Source organism: Acidovorax sp. 107 (assembly GCF_003058055.1).
Taxonomy (GTDB): Bacteria; Pseudomonadota; Gammaproteobacteria; order Burkholderiales; family Burkholderiaceae_C; genus Acidovorax.
The window spans coordinates 2,030,208-2,051,262 of sequence record NZ_QBTZ01000001.1 but is presented as its reverse complement, the minus strand read 5'-3'; the positions used below and the strand labels follow the sequence as shown (position 1 = coordinate 2,051,262).

The window sequence follows — 21,055 nt, the reverse complement described above, 5'->3', positions numbered from 1 at the left end:
ATGGCGCTGCGAGGCCGTTGGTCGAACATTTTCAGGTTAGGCATCAAGGAGCTGTGGAGCCTGTGGCGCGACCCGGCCATGCTGTTCCTCATCGTCTACACCACCACGCTAGCCGTGTACTCGGCGGGCATGGCACAGCCCGAGACGCTGTACCACGTGCCGATCGCCATCGTGGATGAGGACGACTCGGCCTTGTCCCAGCGCATCGCCACCGCGTTCTACGCACCCCAGTTCACACGCCCCGCCATGATCAGCATGCGCGAGGTGGACCCGGGCCTGGATGCAGGCCGCTTCACGCTGGTGCTGCACATCCCTGCGCATTTCCAGCGCGATGTGCTGGCAGGCCGGGTACCACAGGTGCAGCTCAACATCGACGCCACCCGCATGGGACAGGCGTTTGCGGCCAACGGGGCGGTGCAGCAGATCGTGCAGCTGGAGGCGGCCGAGTTTGTGCAGCGCGACCGTACCGTGGCCGCGCAGCCCATTGAGCTCACCGTGCGCTCGCGCTTCAACCCGGCGCTCAACCCCGCGTGGTTCGGGTCGCTCATGGAGCTGATCAACATCGTGACCATGCTCTCCATCATCCTCACGGGCGCCGCGCTGATCCGCGAGCGCGAGCACGGCACGGTGGAGCATTTGCTGGTGATGCCCGTCACCCCCGGCGAGATCATGCTGGCCAAGGTCTGGGCCATGGCGCTGGTGGTGCTGGTCGCTACGTGGATTTCGCTCACGGCGGTGATCCGCTGGGCGATTGGTGTGCCCATCGAGGGCTCGGTGCCGCTGTTTCTACTAGGCGCCACGCTGCACCTGTTTGCCACCACGTCCATGGGCATCTTCATGGCCACGGTGGCGCGCAGCATGCCGCAGTTTGGCTTGCTGATGGTGCTGGTGATGATGCCGCTGCAGATGCTGTCGGGCGGCGTCACCCCGCGCGAGAGCATGCCTCTGTGGGTGCAGTACGGCATGGCGCTGGCGCCCACCACGCACTTCACCGAGCTGGCCCAGGCCATCCTCTACCGGGGCGCGGGCTGGGCTGTCGTGTGGCCGTCGCTGGTGTGGCTGCTGGGCATTGGGGCGGTGCTGTTCAGCCTGGCGCTGGCGCGGTTTCGCAAGACGATTGCGCGCATGGCGTGAACGGGCGCTTATGTTTTTATAGCTTCCAGCGCCCGCTGAATAAGCACAGGAGCCCGATTTGATCCATATTTTTCAGGATTCACTGCTCGGGTTGGCTCAGGTCGTGGCGATGCGCAAGATGTCGGGTTACGCCTGCGGACTAGCCTGACCTACGGGCCGTTTTTTGCCTCGCGCAGGGCTGCGCCGGCAGTCAGCTCGGCTCTTTACGGCACAGGCAATAGATGAACTTCTGAACGGTGCCGAACGGCGTGTGATGCTCCTCCCGCTCCTGCTGCAGCAGGGTGAACGGCGCCCCGAATTCTCTATGCAGACCGTCTGCGCTATAGCGCATGACGGGTAACCCGCTGCACTTCTCTGGACCGTCTTCGGCGAAAGTCGCCACGATCACATGGCCGCCCGGCTTGACCGCCCGAAGGACGGCGTTGACGTAGGCTTCACGCTCATCGCGCGCCGTAAGGAAGTGGAAGACGGCCCGGTCGTGCCAGACATCGTAAGCATGGCGTGGAAGCTCGACCTTCGTAATGTCGCCAACCAGCCAACTCACGCCGGCTGCTCGCTCGCCTAGCCTAGCCCGCGAAGCCGCTAGCGCGGCCTCTGACAGGTCCAGGACACTGACGTGCCGATAGCCGTTGGCGAGCAGATCGTCGACCAAGGTCGAGGCGCCGCCGCCGACGTCGATGATGCTTGCCTCCTTGGGCACACCAGTGCGCGAAATAAGCTCGATCGATTGGCGCGCGTGCTCCTGAAACCAACTGACGCCGTCCTCGGACTTCGTCGTGTAGACCTGTTCCCAATGTTGCTTTGTTTGCATCGGAGCCTCTTGATATCGGTTTACAGCGGGTTGGCGGGTCAGTTTACCGTAGCAGTCTGATTAGGTGGGAGCTGTCAAGTGCGGGGACCAAACGCTTATTGCGCCTTCGCCAACCTTGTTGTGGAGCTGCAGCCCACTACAAAAAACTCACGCTCCCCGGCCGTCCCGGTAGGTGCAGTTCGGCCACAGGCTTGGGCTGGCTGGCCACCCGCTCGCCACGTCGCCACACCCCCAGCCGCGCCGCGCGCAAGCGGATCGCGTCCACTGGGTTGCTCGCATGCATCAGCACCAGATCGGCATGGCAGCCGGGGGCAATGCCGTAGCCCTCCAGCCCCAGCAGCCGCGCGGGGTTCACCGTCACCGCATCAAAACACTGCCGCATCGCCGCCTGGCTGGTCATCTGGCCTACATGCAGGCCCATGTGCGCAGCCTCCAGCATGTCGGCGCTGCCGCCGCTGTACCACGGGTCCAGCACGCAGTCGTGGCCAAACGCCACCGTCAGGCCAGCGGCCATCAGTTCGGGCACGCGGGTCATGCCCCGGCGCTTGGGGTAGGTGTCGTGGCGGCCCTGCAGCGTGATGTTGATGAGCGGGTTGGCCACCACGCCCAGGTCGGCCTCGGCCATCAGCGCCATCAGCTTGCTCACGTAGTAGTTGTCCATGCTGTGCATGGAGGTGAGGTGCGAGCCCGTCACGCGGCCGTGCAGGCCCAAGCGCTGGGTTTCGTACGCCAGGGTTTCGACGTGGCGCGAGTGCGGGTCGTCGGATTCGTCGCAGTGCATGTCCACGCGCTTGCCGCGCTCGGCGGCCAGCTCGCAGAGGATCTTCACGCTCTCGGCCCCTTGGCCCATGGTGCGCTCGAAGTGTGGAATGCCGCCCACTACGTCCACACCCATATCGAGCGCACGCTTCAGGTTGGTCAGCCCGCCGGGCACACGCAGCACACCGTCTTGCGGAAAGGCCACTAGCTGCAGATCCAGGTACGGCGCCACGCGCTGCTTCACATCCAGCAGCGCCTCCACCGGCAGCAGGCTGGGGTGGCTGGTGTCCACATGGCTGCGGATGGCCAGCAGCCCGCGCGCCACGGCCATGTCGCAATACTGCAGCGCACGCTGCACGATGGCTTCGTGGGTGAGCGTGGGCTTGAGCTCGCCCCACAGCGCAATGCCCTCCAGCAGCGTACCGCTCTCGTTCACGCGCGGCTGGCCGTAGCTCAGGGTCGAGTCCATGTGGAAATGTGCGTCCACAAACGGAGGGCTCACCAGCAGGCCACCCGCATCCACCGCTTCATGCGCAGGGGCTTGCAGGCCTTCGGTCACTTCGGTGATTCGACCGCCGTGCACGGCAATCGACATGTTTTGGCGGCCGTCGGGCAGGCTGGCGTGGGTAATGAGCAGGTCGAGCATGGTGGGGGAGTGTAGATATTCGTCGGGACGTGCAGGCACACTGCGGGGTCTCACTCAGAAAAGGAAAGGGTCATGCATGAACGCACATGAAAAGCTGAACTACGTCGAATTTGCCGCGCGCGATTTGCCTGCCACGAAGTCGTTCTTTGAAAAGGCCTTTGCATGGGCTTTTGTGGACTACGGCCCGGAGTACACGGCCTTCTCGGGGCAGGGGCTGGACGGCGGCTTCTTTCAGGCCAGCCTGTGTTCCACCCCAGCCAATGGCGGCGCCTTGCTGGTGTTCTACAGCGCTGACCTTGAAGCCACTTTGGCCAAAGTGGAGAAGGCGGGTGGCTGCATCGTCAAGCCGGTGTTCGAATTTCCGGGAGGGCGGCGCTTTCATTTCACTGAGCCCAGCGGCAACGAGTTTGCGGTGTGGTCCGAGCAGACGGTGTGAATGAATCGGGCGTGGTGGGTTCATTCGCACCTTCTCATCGCTCCCCCTTGCGGTAAGGCTTCATCAACGCCTGCGGATAGGCCGCCTTGCGCGCCACCAGCACCAGCGCCAGGATGGACAGCAGGTAAGGCAGCATCAAATACACCTGGTACGGCAGCCATGCATCGCCTGCCTGCTGCAGTCGCAACTGCAGCGCATCGAAGAAGGCAAACAGCAGCGCACCCAGCAGCGCCTTGCCGGGCAGCCACGATGCAAACACTACCAGGGCCACGCAGATCCAGCCGCGCCCGTTGATCATGTTGAAGAAGAAGGCGTTGAACGCCGACAGCGTGAGGAACGATCCCGCCACCCCCATCAGCGCCGAGCCTGCCACGATGGAGCCCGTGCGTGTAGCCGCCACCGAGATGCCCTGGCCTTCGGCGGCTTGGGGGTTCTCGCCCACCATGCGCACCGCCAGGCCCAACGGGGTGCGCAGCAGCACCCAGGCCAGCAGCGGTACCAGCAGCAGCGCTAGCAAGGTGAGCGGCGTCTGTGCCGACAGGATGGGCACGCCCAGCCATTCCATGGGCGCAAACGGTTCGATGGTGGGCGGCGTGTTCACCTTGGGAAAACTCACCCGATAACCGTAATAGCTCAGCGCCGTGGCCAGCAGCGTGATGCCCAGGCCCGACACGTGCTGCGACAGCGCCAGCCCCACGGTGAGCCAGGCGTGCAGCAAGCCAAACACCGCGCCGGTGAGCGCCGCCACCAGCACCCCGGCCCATAGCCCGTAGCCTGCATACACCGTGAGCCAGCCGGTGAAGGCGCCTGCCACCATGATCCCTTCAATGCCCAGGTTCAGCACCCCGGCGCGCTCGCACAGCAGCACGCCCAATGTGCCCAGGATGAGCGGGGTGGCCACGCGCAGGGTGGCAATCCAGAACGCGGGGTTGGCGAGGATGTCGAGCAGTTCGGTCATGCGGCTGCTCCATGGAGTTTTGCTTCTGTTTCGATAGCTGCTAGCGCATGATTCACTAGCGCTACATACCGATTTGGCTTGAAATTGTGGTTGGCACGACTTGTCATGGCTGCATCACTTCCACCGCACGCGGTACTGGGTCAGCAGGCCCGCTACCAGCACTGCAATCAACGACGTCGCCACGATCACATCCGCAATGTAGGTGGGCACGCCCACCGCGCGGCTCATGCTGTCGGCCCCCACCAGCACGCCCGCCACAAAGGTGCCCGCTGCAATCACGCCCAGCGGGTGCAACCCGGCCAACATGGCGATCACGATGCCGCTGTAGCCGTAGCCGGGCGACATGTCGAGCGTCACGTAGCTGGTGCGGCCCGCCACCTCAATGGCACCCGCTAGCCCCGCCAGCCCGCCCGAGAGCAGGGCCACCAGCACCACGGTAGGGGTGATCGGCACGCCCGCAAAGGCGGCAGCGCGTGCATTGGCCCCGGCCGCGCGAATGTCAAAACCCGGTACTGTGCGCGCCAGCAGCGCCCACAGCATCACTGCCAGCGACACGGCCCACAGCAGTCCCGTGTGCAGCCGCGTCTGCGGCACCAGCTTGGAGAGTTCCAGATCACCCTGCAGCGCCACGCTTTGCGGCCAGCCCATGGAGAGCGGGTCTTTCATCGGTCCATCCAGCAGCGCCGACACCAGCAGCAGCATGATGAAGTTGAGCAGCAGCGTGGTGACTACCTCGTCCACGCCCAGCCGCGCCTTCATCAGCGCCGGGCCCAGCAGCAGCGCGGCGCCCGCCAGCGCGGCCGCCAGCATCATCAGCGGGAAGAGCACATACGGCGACCATTCCAGCCCCGTGCCGCCATGCATGCCGCCCACGGCCACGGCGGCCAGCGCTCCGGCATAAAGCTGCCCCTCGGCCCCGATGTTGAACAGCCGTGCCCGGAAGGCCACGGCCGCCGCCAGCCCGGTCAGGATCAGTGGTGTGGCGCGGGTGAGGGTTTCGGTCAGTGCGAACACCGAGCCGAACGCGCCTTGCAGCAGCAGCGCGTAGGTCTGCCCCACGGGCGCGCCGGCCCACAGCACCAGCAGGGCGCTGACGAGCAATGTGAACACCACGGCACTCACCGGCGCCAGCACGTAGGCGGCGGGGGAGGTGTGGTTGCGTTTTTCGAGTCTCATGGGTTTTTCTTTTTGTCGCTCAGTGAGTTGCACCGGCCATGGCAAGGCCGATGGCTTCGCGCGTCCAGTCTTCTGCGGGCCGGGCCTCGCTCAGGTGCCCGTCATGCATCACCGCTACGCGGTCGCCCAGCGCCAGCACTTCGTCCAGGTCGTCCGAGATCAGCAGCACAGCCGCCCCCGCATCACGTGCGTTGATGAGCTGTTGCTGCACAAACATCACCGCACCAATGTCCAACCCCCAGGTGGGCTGGTGGGCCACGATGAGTTGGGGCGCGGGGGTCGAGTTACCCGCTGCGTCCTGTGGCGGCATCAGCGCCCGGCCCAGGATGAGCTTTTGCATGTTGCCGCCCGACAGCGACCGCGCAGGCGCGTCAGCCCCGCCACCGCGCACGTCAAAGGTCTCGGCCACACGTTGCGCATGCTGGCGTGCGGCGCGGCGCTTGACCCAGAAGGCGCGGAACCACGGATGTGCAAACCAGGGGCCGCGCAGGCGTTCGGCCACAGCGTTCTCCCACACGGGCAGGTCACCCACCACGCCCACGGTGTGCCGGTCTTCGGGGATGCGGGCCACGCCCTGGCTGACCAGCCAGGCAGGCCGGGCTTGCAGCGGCGCGCCGCGTAGCGTGACAAGGCCCGTGGAGGCGCTGCGCACGCCGCACAGCAGGTCGGCCAGCGCTACCTGGCCGTTGCCGCTGACGCCCGCAATCGCCACGATCTCGCCTGCACGCAAGGTGAGGGACACATCGTTCAGCCGGTCGCGCCCCGTGGGGGCGGTGCTCACGTTGTCGAGGGTGCAGATGGGATCGCCCACGTTCTTGGCGGGTCGGCGCTCGGCCGCTTCGATCGCATGGCCCACCATCCATTGCGCCAGCTGCCCCTGCGTGCTGCCCTGTGCAGGCGCCTCGGCCACCAGCTTGCCCTGGCGCAGCACGGCCACGCGGTGCGATACACGCAGCACCTCGCCCAGTTTGTGGCTGATGAAGATGATGGACAGGCCCTGCGCCACCATCTGCGCCAGGGTGTCGAACAGCGCCTCGCTCTCCTGCGGGGTGAGCACTGCGGTGGGTTCGTCCAGGATGAGGATGCGGGCGCCCCGGTAGAGCGCTTTCAAAATTTCGACACGCTGGCGCTCGCCCACCGAGAGGCTACCCACCTTCGCATCGGGGCTGACGGGCAGGCCAAACTGCTGTGACACCGCCAGCAGCTTGGCCCGCGCCTCGCTGCGGCGCGAGAAGGGCTGCCACAGCGGCTCGCTGCCCAGCAGCACGTTGTCCAGCACCGTGAGGTTATCGGCCAGCGTGAAGTGCTGGTGCACCATGCCAATGCCCGCCGCCAGTGCCGCCCGCGGCTGGCCGGGGGGCAGGGGCTGGCCAAAGACTTCGATGCTGCCTTCGTCGGCCACGTAGTGCCCGAACAGGATGGACATCAATGTGGACTTGCCCGCGCCGTTTTCGCCCAACAGGGCCAGCACCTCGCCGCGTGCGAGGGTCAGGTTGATGCTGTCGTTGGCGACGAGCTTGCCGAAGCGCTTGGTGATGCCCGACAGACGCAGGACAGGGGCGGTGGGGGAGTCCATCTATTTCCACGCCGCCAGAAACGCGCGCAGTACCTTGGCCGAATTGGCGGCCGCCAGGCCCATGAAGGTGCCCATTTCGTTCTCTCCCTCGCCGCCGCCGGCCAGATCACTCAGCGACCGGAAGGCGATGTATGGCACGCCATTGCTGTGCGCCACCATGGCGGTGGCGGCGGTTTCCATGTCGAGCACGTTGGCCTCGAAGGTCTTGAACGCGTATTCGCGGAAGGCCTTGTTGTCTACAAACGCTTGGCCGGATACGCCGTTGCCGCCCACCACCAGTTGCGGGCGCTGCTTGAGACAGGTGGCGGCCAGGCAGTGCTCCAGGCCCACGTTCTGCAGGCTGCGGGCGGTGGCCAGCATCTTGGGGTCGGCTTCAAACCAGAACTTCTTGGTGATCTTGGGCTGGGCGGCAGAGCGCACCTCCACGGGGCGTGGGTGCATCATGCCGAAGGCGGGCATCGTCAGCTCGCTTTTCATCCATGCGGGGGCGCTGTACTGGCCGGGTTTGTCTTCGCGCGCCATCAGCCATTCCATGTACTGGCCCCACTGCGCGGGCACCGTCACGTCGCCAATGTGCAGGCTGGGGTTCACGCCGCCCGCAATGCCGCTGAAGACCACATGGCTCACGTTGAAGCGATCCAGCACCAGCTGGGTGTTCATGGCTGCGTTGGTCATGCTGATGCCCGAGAGGAACACCACCACGGGCTTGCCTTCGAGCGTGCCGGTGGTGAATTCCACGCCGTTGATGCTGTGCTTGGCGGGTTGCTGCACCTGGGGCAGCAGCACCGTCAGCTCGGGCGCAAAGGCGGAGATGACGGCGATGCGCGGGGTGTCGTCCAGCCGCACGGCTGTCTTGTTGGTGGGGCTGGACGCACAACCGGCCAGCGTGCCAGCCAATGCTAGTGCTCCCAGCAGCCGGGTGAAATGAGATGCGATGGAGTGGCGCAATAGGGTGGGCGAGGTGGTGGTCATGGGCTTGCCGAGTGGTGACAGTGAAGGGAGAGCACAGACAACGGAAAGGGCCACCGCAGTGAGTGGTGGCCCAGTTATTTATCCCGTTGATTCGTGCTGGATTGGGAGTGTCTGACAAAGCGCAGCGCAGCGGTTCTGGTCTGGGATCCTCTGTACGAATCGAGCGGCAAGTGTGCGCTGCGGATCGGAGCGGGCTGCAAGGCGCAAAACGCAGCAATAGCCGTAGCTATTGCGAGTATTTGCAACGCAGCAGATCGCCCGAGTCCGTAGATGCACACGGCGCGATGATTTGTGCAGAGCATCCCTAAGCGCTGTGTCGCAGGCAGTACTGCAAGTACGACAAGACACAGCAACAACGCCAGAAGTGTTTTGTCATCCACTCCCCTTACTTGGCCGTGGACTTGGGCTGGCTGTCGTCTACCTTGACGGTGAACTTGCCGGCCAGGATGTCGGCCTCCTTGGCCTTGACCTTGGCGACGATGTCGGCAGGCACCTTCTTCTCGAACGTGCCCAGGGGCGCGAGTTCGGAGCCCTTGTGCTTCATCATTGAATACGGGCCGTAGTCCTCGGCGGTGAACTTGCCGTCCTTGACCAGCTTGAGCGCGCGCTCAATGCTGGGCTCCATGTGCCACAGGGCCGATGCGACCACGGTGTCGGGGTACTGCTCTTGTGTGTTGATCACGTTGCCGATGGCGAGCTTGCCTTTTTCCTTGGCGGCGTCGCTCACACCGAAGCGCTCGGCATAGAGCACGTCAGCACCCTTGTCGATCATGGCGAAGGTGGCTTCCTTGGCCTTGGGTGGGTCAAACCAGCTGTTGATGAAGGTGATGGTGAACTCGACCTTGGGGTTGGTCTCTTTGGCGCCCGCCATGAAGGCGTGCATCAGGCGGTTGACTTCGGGGATGGGGAAGCCGCCCACCATACCGATCTTGTTGGTCTTGGTCATGCCGCCGGCCACCATGCCGCTGAGGTAGGCGGGTTCCTGGATGTAGTTGTCGAACACGCTGAAGTTGGGCGCCTGCGGCTTGCCGGAGGAGCCGAGCAGGAAGGACGTCTTGGGGAAGTCCTTGGCCACCTTGCGGGCGGCGGCTTCCACCGCAAAGGCTTCGCCCAGGATGAGTTGGTTGCCGCCGGTGGCGTACTCGCGCATCACGCGTTCGTAGTCGGCGTTGCTGACGTTTTCGCTGGCCTTGTATTCGATCTCGCCGCGTGCTTCGGCGGCCTTCAGGGCCTTGTGGATGCGGCTGACCCATTGCTGTTCAAAAGGCACCGTGTAGATCGCCGCGACCTTGATCTTGGACTGTGCCAGGGCCAGAGAGGGCGCCATCGCCATGGCGGCCGAGAGGGCCATGGAGGTGCAGAGCAGGCGTCCGGTAAAGATGCGGCGAGTGGTCATGGTGGGGTTCCTTCAGACAAGCGAACAAGGGGTTGAAGATGTCTTGGTGTAGCAAGGAGCGCGCCAGTCGGGCCCCAGGCTGCGGCAAACCGCTGGCAAGTCTGCCAGAGGAAAGCCACCAAGTGGTAAAAAATTGGCGGACAGAAGCGAGCGGCCATGAAAAAAGCCACCGCCGGGCGCAGGCGCCTCGGGGTGGCTGGTGCAGGCCGCAGGGGCTGTGCGCTTATTTGGTGCCAAAAATGCGGTCGCCCGCATCGCCCAGTCCCGGCAGGATGTAGCCGTGGTCGTTCAGCTCGCGGTCGATGGCGGCGGTGAAGATCGGCACGTCGGGGTGCGCCTTTTGCAGCGTGGCCACGCCTTCGGGCGCGGCCAGCAGACAGACGAACTTGATGGAGCGGGGGTTGAGCTTCTTGAGACGGTCCACGCAAGCGGCCGCCGAGTTGCCGGTGGCTAGCATGGGGTCCACCACGATGATGTCGCGCTCGTCCATTTCGGACGGCATCTTGAAGTAGTACTCCACGGGCTGCAGCGTGGCCGGGTCGCGGTACAGGCCGATGTGGCCCACACGCGCGCCGGGCACCACGTTGAGCATGCCGTCCAGAAAGCCGTTGCCCGCGCGCAGGATGGAGACCAGCACCAGCTTCTTGCCGTCGATCATCTTGCCGGTCATGGTTTCCAGCGGGGTTTCGATCTGCACGTCCTGCAGCGGCATGTCGCGCGTCACTTCGTACGCCATCAGCGTGGACAGCTCGCCCAGCAGGCGGCGAAAGCTGTTGGTGCTGGCGTCCTTCTTGCGCATCAGCGTGAGCTTGTGCTGGACGAGGGGGTGGGTGATGACGGTGACGTTGCTCATGGGGAACCTGAAAGGAGGAGGGCAGAGGCCTCGGTGCCGATGCACCGGCGCGCTCTACCGCGCGATGATTGAAAAAGTGGGGGCTAGTCTGCCAGAAACCGCGCCAGCCGCGACAAATCGACGTTGCCGCCGCTGATGAGGATGCCGACGCGCGCGCCATGGATGTCCACGTTGCCGTGCTGGGCCCCGGCAAAGGCCAGGGCGCCTGTGGGCTCGACCACGATCTTCATGCGCTCGGCAAAAAAGCGCAGGGACTCCACCAGTTGTTCGTCGGTGACCGTGACCATATCGTCCGCCAGGCGCTGGATGATGGGGAAGGTGAGCTGGCCCAGCGCCTGGGTTTGTGCGCCGTCGGCAATGGTGTGGGGCGTGGGAATCTGCACCACATGCCCGGCTTTGATCGACTGCTGGCCGTCATTGCCCGCTGCAGGCTCCACACCCACCACCCGGCATTGCGGCGCCAGGGCCTCGGCGGCGAGCAGGCTGCCGGCCAGGAGGCCGCCGCCGCCCACGCAGACGAAGAGATAGTCCAGGTTGGGCACTTCTTCAAAAAACTCTTTGGCCGCTGTGCCCTGGCCCGCAATGACATGGGGGTGGTCGAACGGGGGCACCAGCGTCATTCCACGCTCCAGCGCCAGGCGGCGGCTGATGGCTTCGCGGTCTTCGGTGTAGCGGTTGTAGGTAACGACCTGCGCGCCGTACTCGCGGGTGGCGGCCATCTTGGAGGCGGGGGCATCCTCGGGCATGACGATGGCGGCGGGCATGTCCAGCAGCCGCGCCGACAGTGCTATCGCCTGGGCGTGGTTGCCGGCCGAGAAGGCCAGCACACCGCGTTCGCGCTGCTCGTCGGTGAACTGCGCCAGGGCGTTGAACGCACCCCGGAACTTGAAGGCGCCGGTGCGTTGCAGGTTCTCGCACTTGAAGAACAGCTGCGCGCCCAGCCGCTCATCGGCGGTGCTGGAGCGCAGCACGGGCGTGTGGTGCGCCATGCCCTTGAGCCGGTGCGCGGCAGCGGCCACATCGTCGTAGGTGGGTGGGGTCAGGCTGGGCAGCGTCATGGTGGCGGCATCCTTGTGGGCAGGGCTGGAGGACGGCTATACCTAGCCCAATCCTTGAAGCCTGATGATAGCCCTTTGCCCCGCCATTTCAAGCAAAAGAGCCTGCAAGCGCTAGTGCCGCATACCTGGGTAGCTATACATTTTGATGCGGCGCGTGCCGTGCGCGCGTCATCAGCCGGGCCACATGGCGTGGCCCGGTGGCTGTCAGCCCAGTTCGCTGAACCGCTGCAGCGGTGTGAGTGCCGGGAACTCGCCGGCGCGCTTTTGCTTCATGGCCGTGACCGATTCGCGCACATGCTGGTTGCTCCAGATGGCGCCCTGCAGCCAGCCCATCTGGCGCAGGCTGTCTTCCACGCTGTGATCGCGCGCGTAGTTCACGGCCTGCTTGGTGCCCCAGATGGCCACCGGGGGTTTGGACGCGATCTCCTTGGCACACTGCAGTGCGGCGGCCAGCATGGCCTCCTGCGTGTCGAACACTTCGTTGACCAGGCCGTAGTCCAGGGCCTTGGCCGCGCTCAGGCGGCGGCCGGTGTAGGCCAGCTCTTTGACCACGCCCAGCGGGATGAGCTTGGGCAGGCGCTGTAGCGTGCCTACGTCGGCCACCATGCCGATGTTGATTTCCTGGATGCAGAAGAACGCATCCTGCGTGGCGTAGCGGATGCAGCCCGCCGTAACCATGTCCACCGCACCGCCGATGCAGCCGCCATGGATGGCCATGATCACCGGGATGCGCAGGCTGTCGATGCGGGTGAAGGTGGCCTGCATGTCGGTCAGCAGGTCGAAGATGGCGGCCCGGCCTTCGGGGCTCTGGTCGTCCATGGTGATGGCCCCGCCAAAGGTCTCCAGCGCCATGCCTGCGCTGAAGTGTTTGCCGGTGCTGCTGATGACCAGTGCCCGCGCCTCGCCCGCCTGGTGCAGCTGGGCCAGCACCGTGTCCAGCTCGCGCCAGAAGGTGGGGTGCATGGTGTTCATGGCCTCGGGTTTGTTCAGAACCAGATGGGCCACGTGGTTGGTGATGCTGAGGGAAAAGCAGGTGAGGGTGTTCATGGGGTGCCACTGTAGACCGGTGGGCGCAGGCCCGGTCGTCGCCTGGGTGACTGGGCGTGATTTCAGGCCATTTTGGCTGCATGCGCTAGTGCATCATGCCCGGATGGCTATCAAAAAGAGAGTGAATGGGGCTGACGTTGTGGCGCCAGTGGGGCGTTTGGGGCGGTGGATCTGGCGCTCAGTCCCCACCGCCGCCACAACCGCCGCCGTCGCCCCCGCCATCCCCGCCGCCGTCACTGCCTGCATCCGAACTCTCGGCACCGCCAAAGTCGCCCGAGCTGCCGCTGTAGCTGCCGTCTGAAAAACTGGTGCCGCAGTAGCTGTCGCCGCCGCTGCCGCCGGCGTCGCTCTTGCGGGCAATGTCGGAGCAATCGGGCACGTAGCTGAAGCCCCCGGCAATCGCGAACTTGGCGTCCAGCGCAAACAGCAGGGGCAGGCGGCTGGGCGCCTTGGGGTCGATGGACTCTTCCTTGCACACCCAGTACCAGCAGCGGCGCAGCCCATCGTTGTGGCGTGCCTTGTGGCCCAAAGCCTCGGCGGGGGTGTGGTGCAAGAAGAAACCCAGCGCGTTCTGGCACCACAGCTTGTACGCCTGGGTGTGCAGGATGAACTCGTGCCACAGCGCATCGACCGCCTTGGAGGGCATGGCCACAAACTGCTGGTTGCTGCGCAGGCAGGCCATGAAGAACTGGCGCAGGCCGCGCTCCACCAGTTCACAGTCGCGGGTGCTCAGGTGGGGGTAGGTCTCGCGCAGCTTGCGCTGCAGAAAGCGGGGCAGGGGAGCTTCGCGGATGTAGCGCTGGCGCACGGCATTGGTCCACTGGATCACCAGCGCCGTGAAGAGGACAGTGGCAATGAAGTACAGGACCCAGGGCCAGCGCAGGCGCCAGACGCCTGCAAAGATGCCGAGGATGGCTGCCACCCACACCCCGATCGCCAGCAGCATGACCTTGCCGCCCCAGCGCAGCAGAACGTTTTCGATACGTGTCATCGTCCCTCCTCCTTTTTGTTGTTGTGTATGGCGATTTCACGACGGCCATGTGACTGATTTGTGACGACTTGCGAGGTGTCGTCGAACGGTCACAGGCGCTGTGAGATGCGCTTTGGCAGGGGAGGCAAACCGCAGGGGCGGGAGGGGGCGCCGGTCTATGACGCCAGGCGCTGTACCAGCGATGTCAACGGCGCTTGCTGCCCCCGCCAAAGATGCCGCCCAGCACGCCCCGCAGAATCTCCTTGCCAATCGTGGTGCCCATGGTGCGCACGGCGGACTTGGCCATGGTCTGCGCCAGGCCGTCGCGTTTGCCGCCGCGCGGGCCGGTGCTGCCAAACAGCACATCGTTCAGCCCACCCAGCAGGCCACCGCCTTCTTCGGCAGGTGTGCCGGTCGCAACTTTGCCATTGCCTCCGCCCGCCGCATTGCCGGCCTGCTCGCCCGCTTCTACGGCGCGGCCCTTGAGTTTTTCGTAGGCGGACTCGCGGTCCACCACCTTTTCGTACACGCCTGCGACCAGCGAGCTGGCCATGAGCGCCTGGCGCTGCTGCGGCGTGATGGGCCCAAGCTGGCTGCCAGGAGGCAGCACAAACACGCGCTCGGTCACACTGGGGCGGCCCTTGGCGTCCAGAAAGCTCACCAGCGCCTCGCCCACGGCCAGCTCGGTGATGGCGGTTTCAATGTCCAGCCCCGGCTTTTGCCGCATGGTGGTGGCCGTGGCCTTCACGGCCTTCTGGTCGCGGGGCGTGAAAGCGCGCAGCGCATGCTGCACGCGGTTGCCCAGTTGGGCCAGCACGCTGTCGGGGATGTCGAGCGGATTCTGCGTGACGAAGTACACGCCCACGCCCTTGGACCGCACCAGCCGCACCACCAGCTCGATGCGCTCGATGAGCACCTTGGGCGCCTCGTTGAACAGCAGGTGGGCCTCGTCAAAGAAGAACACCAGCTTGGGCTGCTCGGGGTCGCCGATTTCAGGCAATTGCTCGAACAGCTCGGACAGCATCCACAAGAGGAATGTGGCGTACAGGCGCGGCGAGTTCATGAGCTTGTCGGCCGCCAGGATGTTGACCACGCCGTGGCCGTCCACCGTCTGCATGAAGTCCTGGATGTTGAGCATGGGCTCGCCAAAGAACTGGTCGCCGCCTTGCTGCTCGATCTGCAGCAGTCCGCGCTGGATGGCGCCCACGCTGGCGGCGCTGACATTGCCGTATTCGGTGGTGAACTCCTTGGCGTTGTCGCCCACGTACTGCAGCATGGCCCGCAGGTCTTTCAGGTCCAGCAGCAGCATGCCGTTGTCGTCGGCGATCTTGAACACCAGATTGAGCACGCCCAGCTGCGTTTCGTTCAGGTTGAGCATGCGGCCCAGGAGCAGCGGGCCCATGTCGGACACCGTGGCGCGCACCGGGTGGCCCTGTTCGCCAAACACATCCCACAGCGTGGTGGGGCAGGCCAGGGGCGTGGGCAGGTCCAGGCCCCGCTCCTTGAGCACGGCCGCCAGCTTGTCGCCGATCTTGCCGGGCTGGCTGGCGCCGGTCAGGTCGCCCTTCACGTCGGCCATGAACACCGGCACGCCAATGCGCGAGAAGTTTTCGGCCAGCGTCTGCAGGGTCACGGTCTTGCCCGTGCCGGTGGCGCCGGTGATGAGCCCGTGCCGGTTGGCCAGCCCCGGCAGCAGGTGGCATTCGATGTTGTCATGCTTGGCAATCAGCAGGGGTTCGGCCATTTAGGGTTTCCTCGGAGATCGGTGGCGGGCAAAAGTAAAATCGCGCCCACTAGATTAAATCAATACAAAAGGACTTCCCGTGGCAGGACACAGTAAATGGGCGAATATCCAGCACCGCAAGGGGCGGCAGGATGAAAAACGCGGCAAGATCTGGACCCGCATCATTCGTGAAATCACTGTGGCCGCCCGTGCCGGTGGCGGTGACCTGTCTGCCAACCCCCGCCTGCGCCTGGCGGTGGACAAGGCCAAGGCGGCCAACATGCCTGCCGACCGCATCAAATACAACATCGACAAGGCCACGGGCAACGCCGAAGGCCTGACCTACGAAGAAATCCGCTACGAAGGCTATGGCATTGGTGGCGCGGCCATCATGATCGACACCATGACCGACAACCGCGTGCGCACCGTGGCCGAAGTGCGCCACGCGTTCAGCAAACACGGCGGCAACATGGGCACTGAAGGCTCGGTGGTGTTCCAGTTCAGGAACGTGGGCCAGCTGATTTTTGCACCCGGCACCAGCGAAGACAAGGTGATGGAAGTGGCGCTGGAGGCGGGCGCCGAAGACGTGGTGACCGACGAAGACGGCGCGGTGGAGGTGTTGACTGCCCCGGCCGACTTTGAAGCTGTGAAGAACGCCCTGGAGGCCGCTGGCCTGACGGCCGAGGTGGCGGGCGTGACCATGCGGCCCGAAAACACGATCGAGCTGACCGGCGAAGACGCCGCCAAGATGCAAAAGCTGCTGGATGTGCTGGAAGACCTGGACGACACGCAAGAGGTCTACCACAACGCGGCGCTGTGACTTTGCACCCGTAGATCACCGCTTTTTTCTTGCCCTGACCTGTTTTCCGACTGATATTCCCCCGAACCCCACCCAGCAGCGCAGCGCTGTGGGCCGGGTTCACCAAAGGTTCCTATGAAAGTACTTGTGATTGGTGGCGGCGGCCGTGAACACGCGATGGCGTGGAAACTGAGCCAGTCCCCCAAGGTGACCAAGGTGTTTGTGGCACCCGGCAACGGTGGCACGGCCTTGAACCCCAAGCTCGAAAACGTCGCGATCTCCGACGTGCGCGAGCTGCGCACCTGGGCCCAGGCCGAAAAGATCGCGCTGACCGTGGTGGGCCCCGAGGCGCCCCTGGCCGCCGGTGTGGTCGATGAGTTCCGCGCCCACGGCCTGCGCATTTTCGGCCCCACCAAGGCGGCTGCTCAGCTGGAAAGCTCCAAGGCGTTCAGCAAGGCCTTCATGCGCCGCCATGGCATCCCTACGGCCGACTACGACACCTTCACCGACCCGGCAGCGGCCCACGCTTTCGTGGACCGATTGGGCGCGCCCATCGTCATCAAGGCCGACGGATTGGCGGCTGGCAAGGGCGTGGTCGTGGCCATGACGCTGCAGGAGGCCCACGACGCAGTGGACTTCATGCTGGTGGACAACAAATACGGCGTGACGCACAACGAAGGCGGCGCGCGCGTGGTGATCGAGGAATTCCTCGAAGGCGAAGAAGCCAGTTTCATCGTGCTGTGCGACGGCAAGAACGTGCTGGCCCTGGCCACCAGCCAGGACCACAAGCGCCTGAAGGACGGCGACGAAGGCCCCAACACCGGTGGCATGGGCGCCTACTCGCCCGCGCCCGTGGTCACGGCCGACGTGCACGCCCGTGCCATGCGCGAGATCATCCTGCCCACGATCCGTGGCATGGAAAAGGACGGCATTCCTTACACCGGCTTCCTGTACGCCGGGCTGATGATCGACGCCAAGGGCCAGCCCAAGACGCTCGAATTCAACTGCCGCATGGGTGACCCCGAGACGCAGCCCATCCTGATGCGCCTGAAAAGCGATTTCAGCGACGTGATGGCCGCAGCCGCTGACGGCAAGCTCGACCAGATGGAACTGCAATGGGACCGTCGCACCGCGCTGGGCGTGGTCATGGCCGCCCATGGCTACCCGGAGAACCCGCGCAAGGGTGACCCCATCACTGGCCTGCCTGCTGAGGCGGACGATGCCGTGGTGTTCCATGCGGGCACGCAGCTGAAGGATGGTGTGGTCAGCGTGACCGGTGGCCGGGTGTTGTGTGTGACGGTGCTGGCCGACAGCGTCAAGCAGGCGCAGCAACGTGCGTATGACGTGGCACGTGGCATCCAGTTTGATGGCGCGCAGTACCGCCGCGACATCGGCTTCCGTGCCCTGAAAAGCTGATGGCAGACGCTCAGACCCTGAACCCTACCGACACGGTGACCCGCGTGCGCGGCTACCTGGTGGGCCTGCAGGCGCGCATCACTGATGCGCTGGAAGCCGTGGAAGCCGCTGAAGGCGAGGGCGGCGCACGCTTTCTGGCCGATGCCTGGAGCAAGCCGCCCGGCGAGCCGCTGCAAGGCGACGGCATCACCAAGATCATGGAAGGCGGCCGGGTGTTCGAGCGCGCTGGGTGCGGCTTCAGCCACGTACGCGGCCCACAGCTGCCGCCTTCGGCCACGCAGCACCGGCCCGAGCTGGCGGGTGCGCCGTTCGAGGCCATGGGCGTGTCGCTGGTCTTTCACCCGCGTAACCCCTATGTGCCCACGGTGCACATGAACGTGCGCATGATCGCCGCTGGCCACCCAGGCAAGGCGCCGACCTGCTGGTTTGGCGGCGGCATGGACCTCACGCCGTACTACGGGTTTGAAGAGGACGCGGTGCACTTTCACCGTACCTGCCGCGATGCGCTCAGCGCTTTCGGCGACGACAAGTACCCGCGCTTCAAGCAATGGTGCGATGAATATTTCTTCCTCAAGCACCGCAGCGAGCAGCGCGGCGTGGGCGGCGTGTTCTATGACGACTTCTCGGAGCTGGGCTTTGAACAAAGCCTGGCCATGACGCGGTCGGTGGGCGACGCGTTCCTGAGAGCCTACCTGCCCATCGTCGAGAAACGCAAGGGCATGCCCTATGGCGAGCGCGAGCGCGACTTCCAGCTCTACCGCCGGGGCCGCTATGTCGAGTTCAATCTGGTCTGGGACCGGGGCACGCACTTTGGCCTGCAGTCGGGCGGGCGCACCGAGTCCATCCTGCTGTCCATGCCGCCGCTGGTGTCGTGGTCGTACCAGCGGTCTGACGCCGCCGATTCGGCCGAGGCCGACCTTACGCAGCGCTTTTTGGTGCGCCGAGACTGGCTTGCGGAGGGGGCTGTCCCTGCGCCCTGAAAGCCGTGAAAAGCGCAAAAGCTATAATTTCAATAGCTGCCCGCGCTTTTCACATGAGCGCAAGAGGCCCAAAACACCTCACACTGCTGCAGCGCCCCAGCACAACACCCGCGCAACACTCAAGGCCCAGCCCGCTGGCTGTGCGCTGCGTTGCACGCTATATTGATTCCATTCCCTTTCTAATCACCGCCTGATGACCACCTCCACCAAATCGGAAACCGCCGCCAAAAAAGACGTCACCAAACTCCAGCGCGCCATCGTCGATGGCCTGGAAGACGTCAAGGCGCAAGACATCCAGGTTTTCAACACCGAGCATCTCTCGCCGCTGTTTGAACGGGTGATCGTGGCATCAGGCACTTCCAACCGCCAGACCAAGGCCCTGGCAGCCAGCGTGCGCGATGCGGTCAAGGAAGCCGGCTTCTCCAAGCCCCGCATCGAAGGCGAAGACAACGGTGAATGGATCATCGTGGACTGCGGCGCCGCTGTGGCGCACATCATGCAGCCCGCCATCCGCCAGTACTACCGCCTGGAAGAACTGTGGGGCGACACCCCCGTGCGTCTGAAGCTGGGCGCTGCCAAGCCTGTGTCCAGCGCCGCCACCGAACTGGCTGAGAAAAAGTCGGCCCAGAAGGCTGCCAAGTCGGACGCCAAGGCTGCTGGCAAGGCGCCCGCCAAAAAGGCGGCAGCAGCTCCCTCGGTAGCCGCCCGTTCGGGCAAGGCCACCGTCAAGGCAGTTGCCAAGACCGCTGCGAAAACTGCAGCGAAAACAGCGCCCAAGCCAGCTGCAAAAACTGCGGCCAAGGCCGCGCCGGGCAAATCGGCCGCCAAGACCGGCGCCACCAAGCCAGCCAGCAAGACCACGGGCGCAGTCGCCGCCAAGAAGCCCGCCGCCACCAAGGCCCCTGTCAAGACGGTTGTGGTCAAGCCTGTTGGCGCCAAGAAGCCTGCGGCCAAGAAGTCGCCCGCAGGCAAGACTCCCGCACGCGCGGCAGCCAAGCCAGCCTCCGCATCGGCGCCCAAGTCGGGTGCCAAGCCAGCCGCCAAGAAGGCGCCGGCCCGTAGCAAGGGCTGATCCGTTTCCGCAGCGGTGCCCCTTTCGTGGCGCGCTGCGGTAACTGCCCCTCACGCATCCAGGTTGATCCATGAAGCTGCTCATTGTGGCGGTCGGGCAGCGGGTGCCCGATTGGGCGCAGACCGCATACGACGATTACGCCAAACGCTTCCCGCCCGAACTCAAGGTAGAGCTCAAGGCCGTCAAGACCGAGCCGCGTGGCTCCAAGACGCTGGAGACGCTCTACGCCGCCGAGCGTGAGCGCATCGAGGCCGCCATTCCCAGGGGCACCCGCGTGGTGGCACTGGACGAGCGCGGCACCAACCTCACCACCAAAGCGCTGGCCGAACGGCTCAAGGGCTGGCAGCTGGGCGGTGACGATGTGGCGCTGGTCATCGGCGGCCCCGATGGGCTGGACCCCGCCTTTCGGCAAGCGGCACACGAGCGCATTCGCCTGTCGGACCTGACCCTGCCGCACGCCATGGTGCGCGTGCTGCTCATTGAGCAGCTATACCGCGCCTGGTCGGTGAATGCCGGGCATCCATACCATCGTGAATAAAGCAGGCCCTTTGCAATGATGGTCGGTATCACTCCTTTTTTCATAGCTGCTAGCGCTTGATGAATAAGCGCTAGAGCCGATTTTTATTCAAAATCCGTTCATGCCCGACTTCATCTACCTCGCCTCCCAGAGCCCGCGCCGTCGTCAGTTGCTGGAACAGCTGGGCGTGCGCCACGAACTGCTGCTACCCAATGTGGACGGCGATGAGCCCGAAGACACCGAGGCCATCGAGGTGGTGCTGCCCGGCGAAGCGCCCACCGCCTATGTGGAGCGCGTGACCGCGCTCAAGCTCGACGCGGCCGTAGCCCGGCGCGCGCGGCGCCAGTTGCCGGATGCGCCCATCCTGTGCTCCGACACCACCGTGGCCCTGGGCCGCACCATCTACGGCAAGCCGGACGATGCTGCCCATGCTGCGCGCATGCTGGCCGAGCTGGCGGGGCACGAGCACCGCGTGCTGACTGCCTTAGCGATGCAAGTGGGCGCCAAGCGGCTGACGGCCCTCTCGGTGTCGCGCGTCACCTTCGCGCCCATGACACCCGCGCAGATCGATGCGTACGTGGCCACGGGCGAGCCGCTGGGCAAGGCGGGCGCCTATGGCATCCAGGGCAGGGCGGCAGCGTATGTGGAGCACCTGGCGGGCAGCTATTCGGGCATCATGGGGCTGCCCATGTACGAGACCGCGCAGCTACTGCGCGCATCGGGCTTTGCCATCTAGGCGACGCCAACCAAAGACAA

At 65.0% G+C, this 21,055-nt stretch carries 20 protein-coding genes; 8 read left to right on the top strand and 12 right to left on the bottom strand.

Features of this window, described 5'->3' with window-relative positions:
- Positions 1 to 1,134 carry an ABC transporter permease gene (locus C8C99_RS09675; RefSeq protein ID WP_056644955.1) on the top strand — a complete coding sequence of 378 codons (1,134 nt, stop codon included), beginning with the start codon at positions 1 to 3 and terminating at the stop codon, positions 1,132 to 1,134.
- A 190-nt stretch (positions 1,135 to 1,324) separates the two neighbouring features.
- On the opposite strand, the gene C8C99_RS09670 is transcribed toward C8C99_RS09675, so the two are convergent.
- Both C8C99_RS09670 and C8C99_RS09665 read right to left on the bottom strand, forming a co-directional pair.
- The gene (locus tag C8C99_RS09670) at positions 1,325 to 1,945 is read right to left on the bottom strand and encodes a class I SAM-dependent methyltransferase (RefSeq protein WP_108625629.1); all 621 of its coding nucleotides are present in this window, start codon (positions 1,943 to 1,945) and stop codon (positions 1,325 to 1,327) included.
- 136 nt (positions 1,946 to 2,081) lie between these two features.
- Complete coding sequence (locus C8C99_RS09665; RefSeq protein ID WP_108625628.1) at positions 2,082 to 3,350, bottom strand: amidohydrolase family protein; 1,269 nt, start codon at positions 3,348 to 3,350, stop codon at positions 2,082 to 2,084.
- A 76-nt stretch (positions 3,351 to 3,426) separates the two neighbouring features.
- Between C8C99_RS09665 and C8C99_RS09660 the strand changes: the two genes are divergently transcribed.
- Positions 3,427 to 3,786 carry a VOC family protein gene (locus tag C8C99_RS09660; RefSeq protein WP_108625627.1) on the top strand — a complete coding sequence of 120 codons (360 nt, stop codon included), beginning with the start codon at positions 3,427 to 3,429 and terminating at the stop codon, positions 3,784 to 3,786.
- Between the two features lie 34 nt (positions 3,787 to 3,820).
- Here C8C99_RS09660 and C8C99_RS09655 read toward each other — a convergent pair whose 3' ends face one another.
- The 10 genes from C8C99_RS09655 to C8C99_RS09610 form a co-directional block, all read right to left on the bottom strand.
- A complete protein-coding gene (locus C8C99_RS09655; RefSeq protein WP_108625626.1) occupies positions 3,821 to 4,744 on the bottom strand; it encodes an ABC transporter permease in 924 nt (307 codons plus the stop codon).
- Between the two features lie 114 nt (positions 4,745 to 4,858).
- A complete protein-coding gene (locus C8C99_RS09650) occupies positions 4,859 to 5,920 on the bottom strand; it encodes an ABC transporter permease (RefSeq protein WP_108625625.1) in 1,062 nt (353 codons plus the stop codon).
- A 19-nt stretch (positions 5,921 to 5,939) separates the two neighbouring features.
- Complete coding sequence (locus C8C99_RS09645; RefSeq protein ID WP_108625624.1) at positions 5,940 to 7,496, bottom strand: ABC transporter ATP-binding protein; 1,557 nt, start codon at positions 7,494 to 7,496, stop codon at positions 5,940 to 5,942.
- Entirely contained in the window at positions 7,497 to 8,468 is a 972-nt protein-coding gene (locus C8C99_RS09640; protein WP_108625623.1) for a 5'-methylthioadenosine/S-adenosylhomocysteine nucleosidase, read from the bottom strand.
- A gap of 385 nt (positions 8,469 to 8,853) precedes the next feature.
- Positions 8,854 to 9,864: a BMP family protein gene (locus C8C99_RS09635; protein ID WP_108625622.1), complete on the bottom strand. Its 1,011-nt coding sequence runs from the start codon at positions 9,862 to 9,864 to the stop codon at positions 8,854 to 8,856.
- A 223-nt stretch (positions 9,865 to 10,087) separates the two neighbouring features.
- Positions 10,088 to 10,717, bottom strand: a complete 630-nt coding sequence (gene upp, locus C8C99_RS09630; RefSeq protein ID WP_056062295.1) for a uracil phosphoribosyltransferase — start codon at positions 10,715 to 10,717, stop codon at positions 10,088 to 10,090.
- An 83-nt stretch (positions 10,718 to 10,800) separates the two neighbouring features.
- Positions 10,801 to 11,775 (bottom strand): threo-3-hydroxy-L-aspartate ammonia-lyase, encoded by a 975-nt coding sequence (locus tag C8C99_RS09625; protein ID WP_108625621.1) that lies wholly within the window; start codon positions 11,773 to 11,775, stop codon positions 10,801 to 10,803.
- 204 nt (positions 11,776 to 11,979) lie between these two features.
- A complete protein-coding gene (locus C8C99_RS09620) occupies positions 11,980 to 12,822 on the bottom strand; it encodes an enoyl-CoA hydratase-related protein (RefSeq protein ID WP_108625620.1) in 843 nt (280 codons plus the stop codon).
- 178 nt (positions 12,823 to 13,000) lie between these two features.
- Positions 13,001 to 13,813, bottom strand: coding sequence for a hypothetical protein (locus C8C99_RS09615; protein WP_108625619.1), 813 nt, complete (start codon positions 13,811 to 13,813; stop codon positions 13,001 to 13,003).
- 184 nt (positions 13,814 to 13,997) lie between these two features.
- Positions 13,998 to 15,536 (bottom strand): helicase HerA-like C-terminal domain-containing protein, encoded by a 1,539-nt coding sequence (locus C8C99_RS09610; RefSeq protein ID WP_108625618.1) that lies wholly within the window; start codon positions 15,534 to 15,536, stop codon positions 13,998 to 14,000.
- Positions 15,537 to 15,615: 79 nt separating this feature from the next.
- On the opposite strand from C8C99_RS09610, the gene C8C99_RS09605 reads away from it, so the two are divergent.
- From C8C99_RS09605 to C8C99_RS09580, 6 genes are all read left to right on the top strand, one after another.
- Positions 15,616 to 16,335, top strand: coding sequence for a YebC/PmpR family DNA-binding transcriptional regulator (locus C8C99_RS09605; protein ID WP_056644920.1), 720 nt, complete (start codon positions 15,616 to 15,618; stop codon positions 16,333 to 16,335).
- 114 nt (positions 16,336 to 16,449) lie between these two features.
- Positions 16,450 to 17,730 (top strand): phosphoribosylamine--glycine ligase, encoded by a 1,281-nt coding sequence (purD, locus tag C8C99_RS09600; RefSeq protein ID WP_108625617.1) that lies wholly within the window; start codon positions 16,450 to 16,452, stop codon positions 17,728 to 17,730.
- The gene (gene hemF, locus C8C99_RS09595) at positions 17,730 to 18,710 is read left to right on the top strand and encodes an oxygen-dependent coproporphyrinogen oxidase (RefSeq protein ID WP_056644913.1); all 981 of its coding nucleotides are present in this window, start codon (positions 17,730 to 17,732) and stop codon (positions 18,708 to 18,710) included. Before purD ends, hemF begins: the two co-directional genes overlap by 1 nt.
- A gap of 193 nt (positions 18,711 to 18,903) precedes the next feature.
- Positions 18,904 to 19,782, top strand: coding sequence for a ribosome silencing factor (gene rsfS, locus C8C99_RS09590; protein ID WP_056644910.1), 879 nt, complete (start codon positions 18,904 to 18,906; stop codon positions 19,780 to 19,782).
- 70 nt (positions 19,783 to 19,852) lie between these two features.
- Positions 19,853 to 20,320 carry a 23S rRNA (pseudouridine(1915)-N(3))-methyltransferase RlmH gene (rlmH, locus tag C8C99_RS09585; protein ID WP_007858784.1) on the top strand — a complete coding sequence of 156 codons (468 nt, stop codon included), beginning with the start codon at positions 19,853 to 19,855 and terminating at the stop codon, positions 20,318 to 20,320.
- 100 nt (positions 20,321 to 20,420) lie between these two features.
- The gene (locus tag C8C99_RS09580; RefSeq protein ID WP_056644907.1) at positions 20,421 to 21,035 is read left to right on the top strand and encodes a nucleoside triphosphate pyrophosphatase; all 615 of its coding nucleotides are present in this window, start codon (positions 20,421 to 20,423) and stop codon (positions 21,033 to 21,035) included.
- Positions 21,036 to 21,055: the final 20 nt, after the last annotated feature.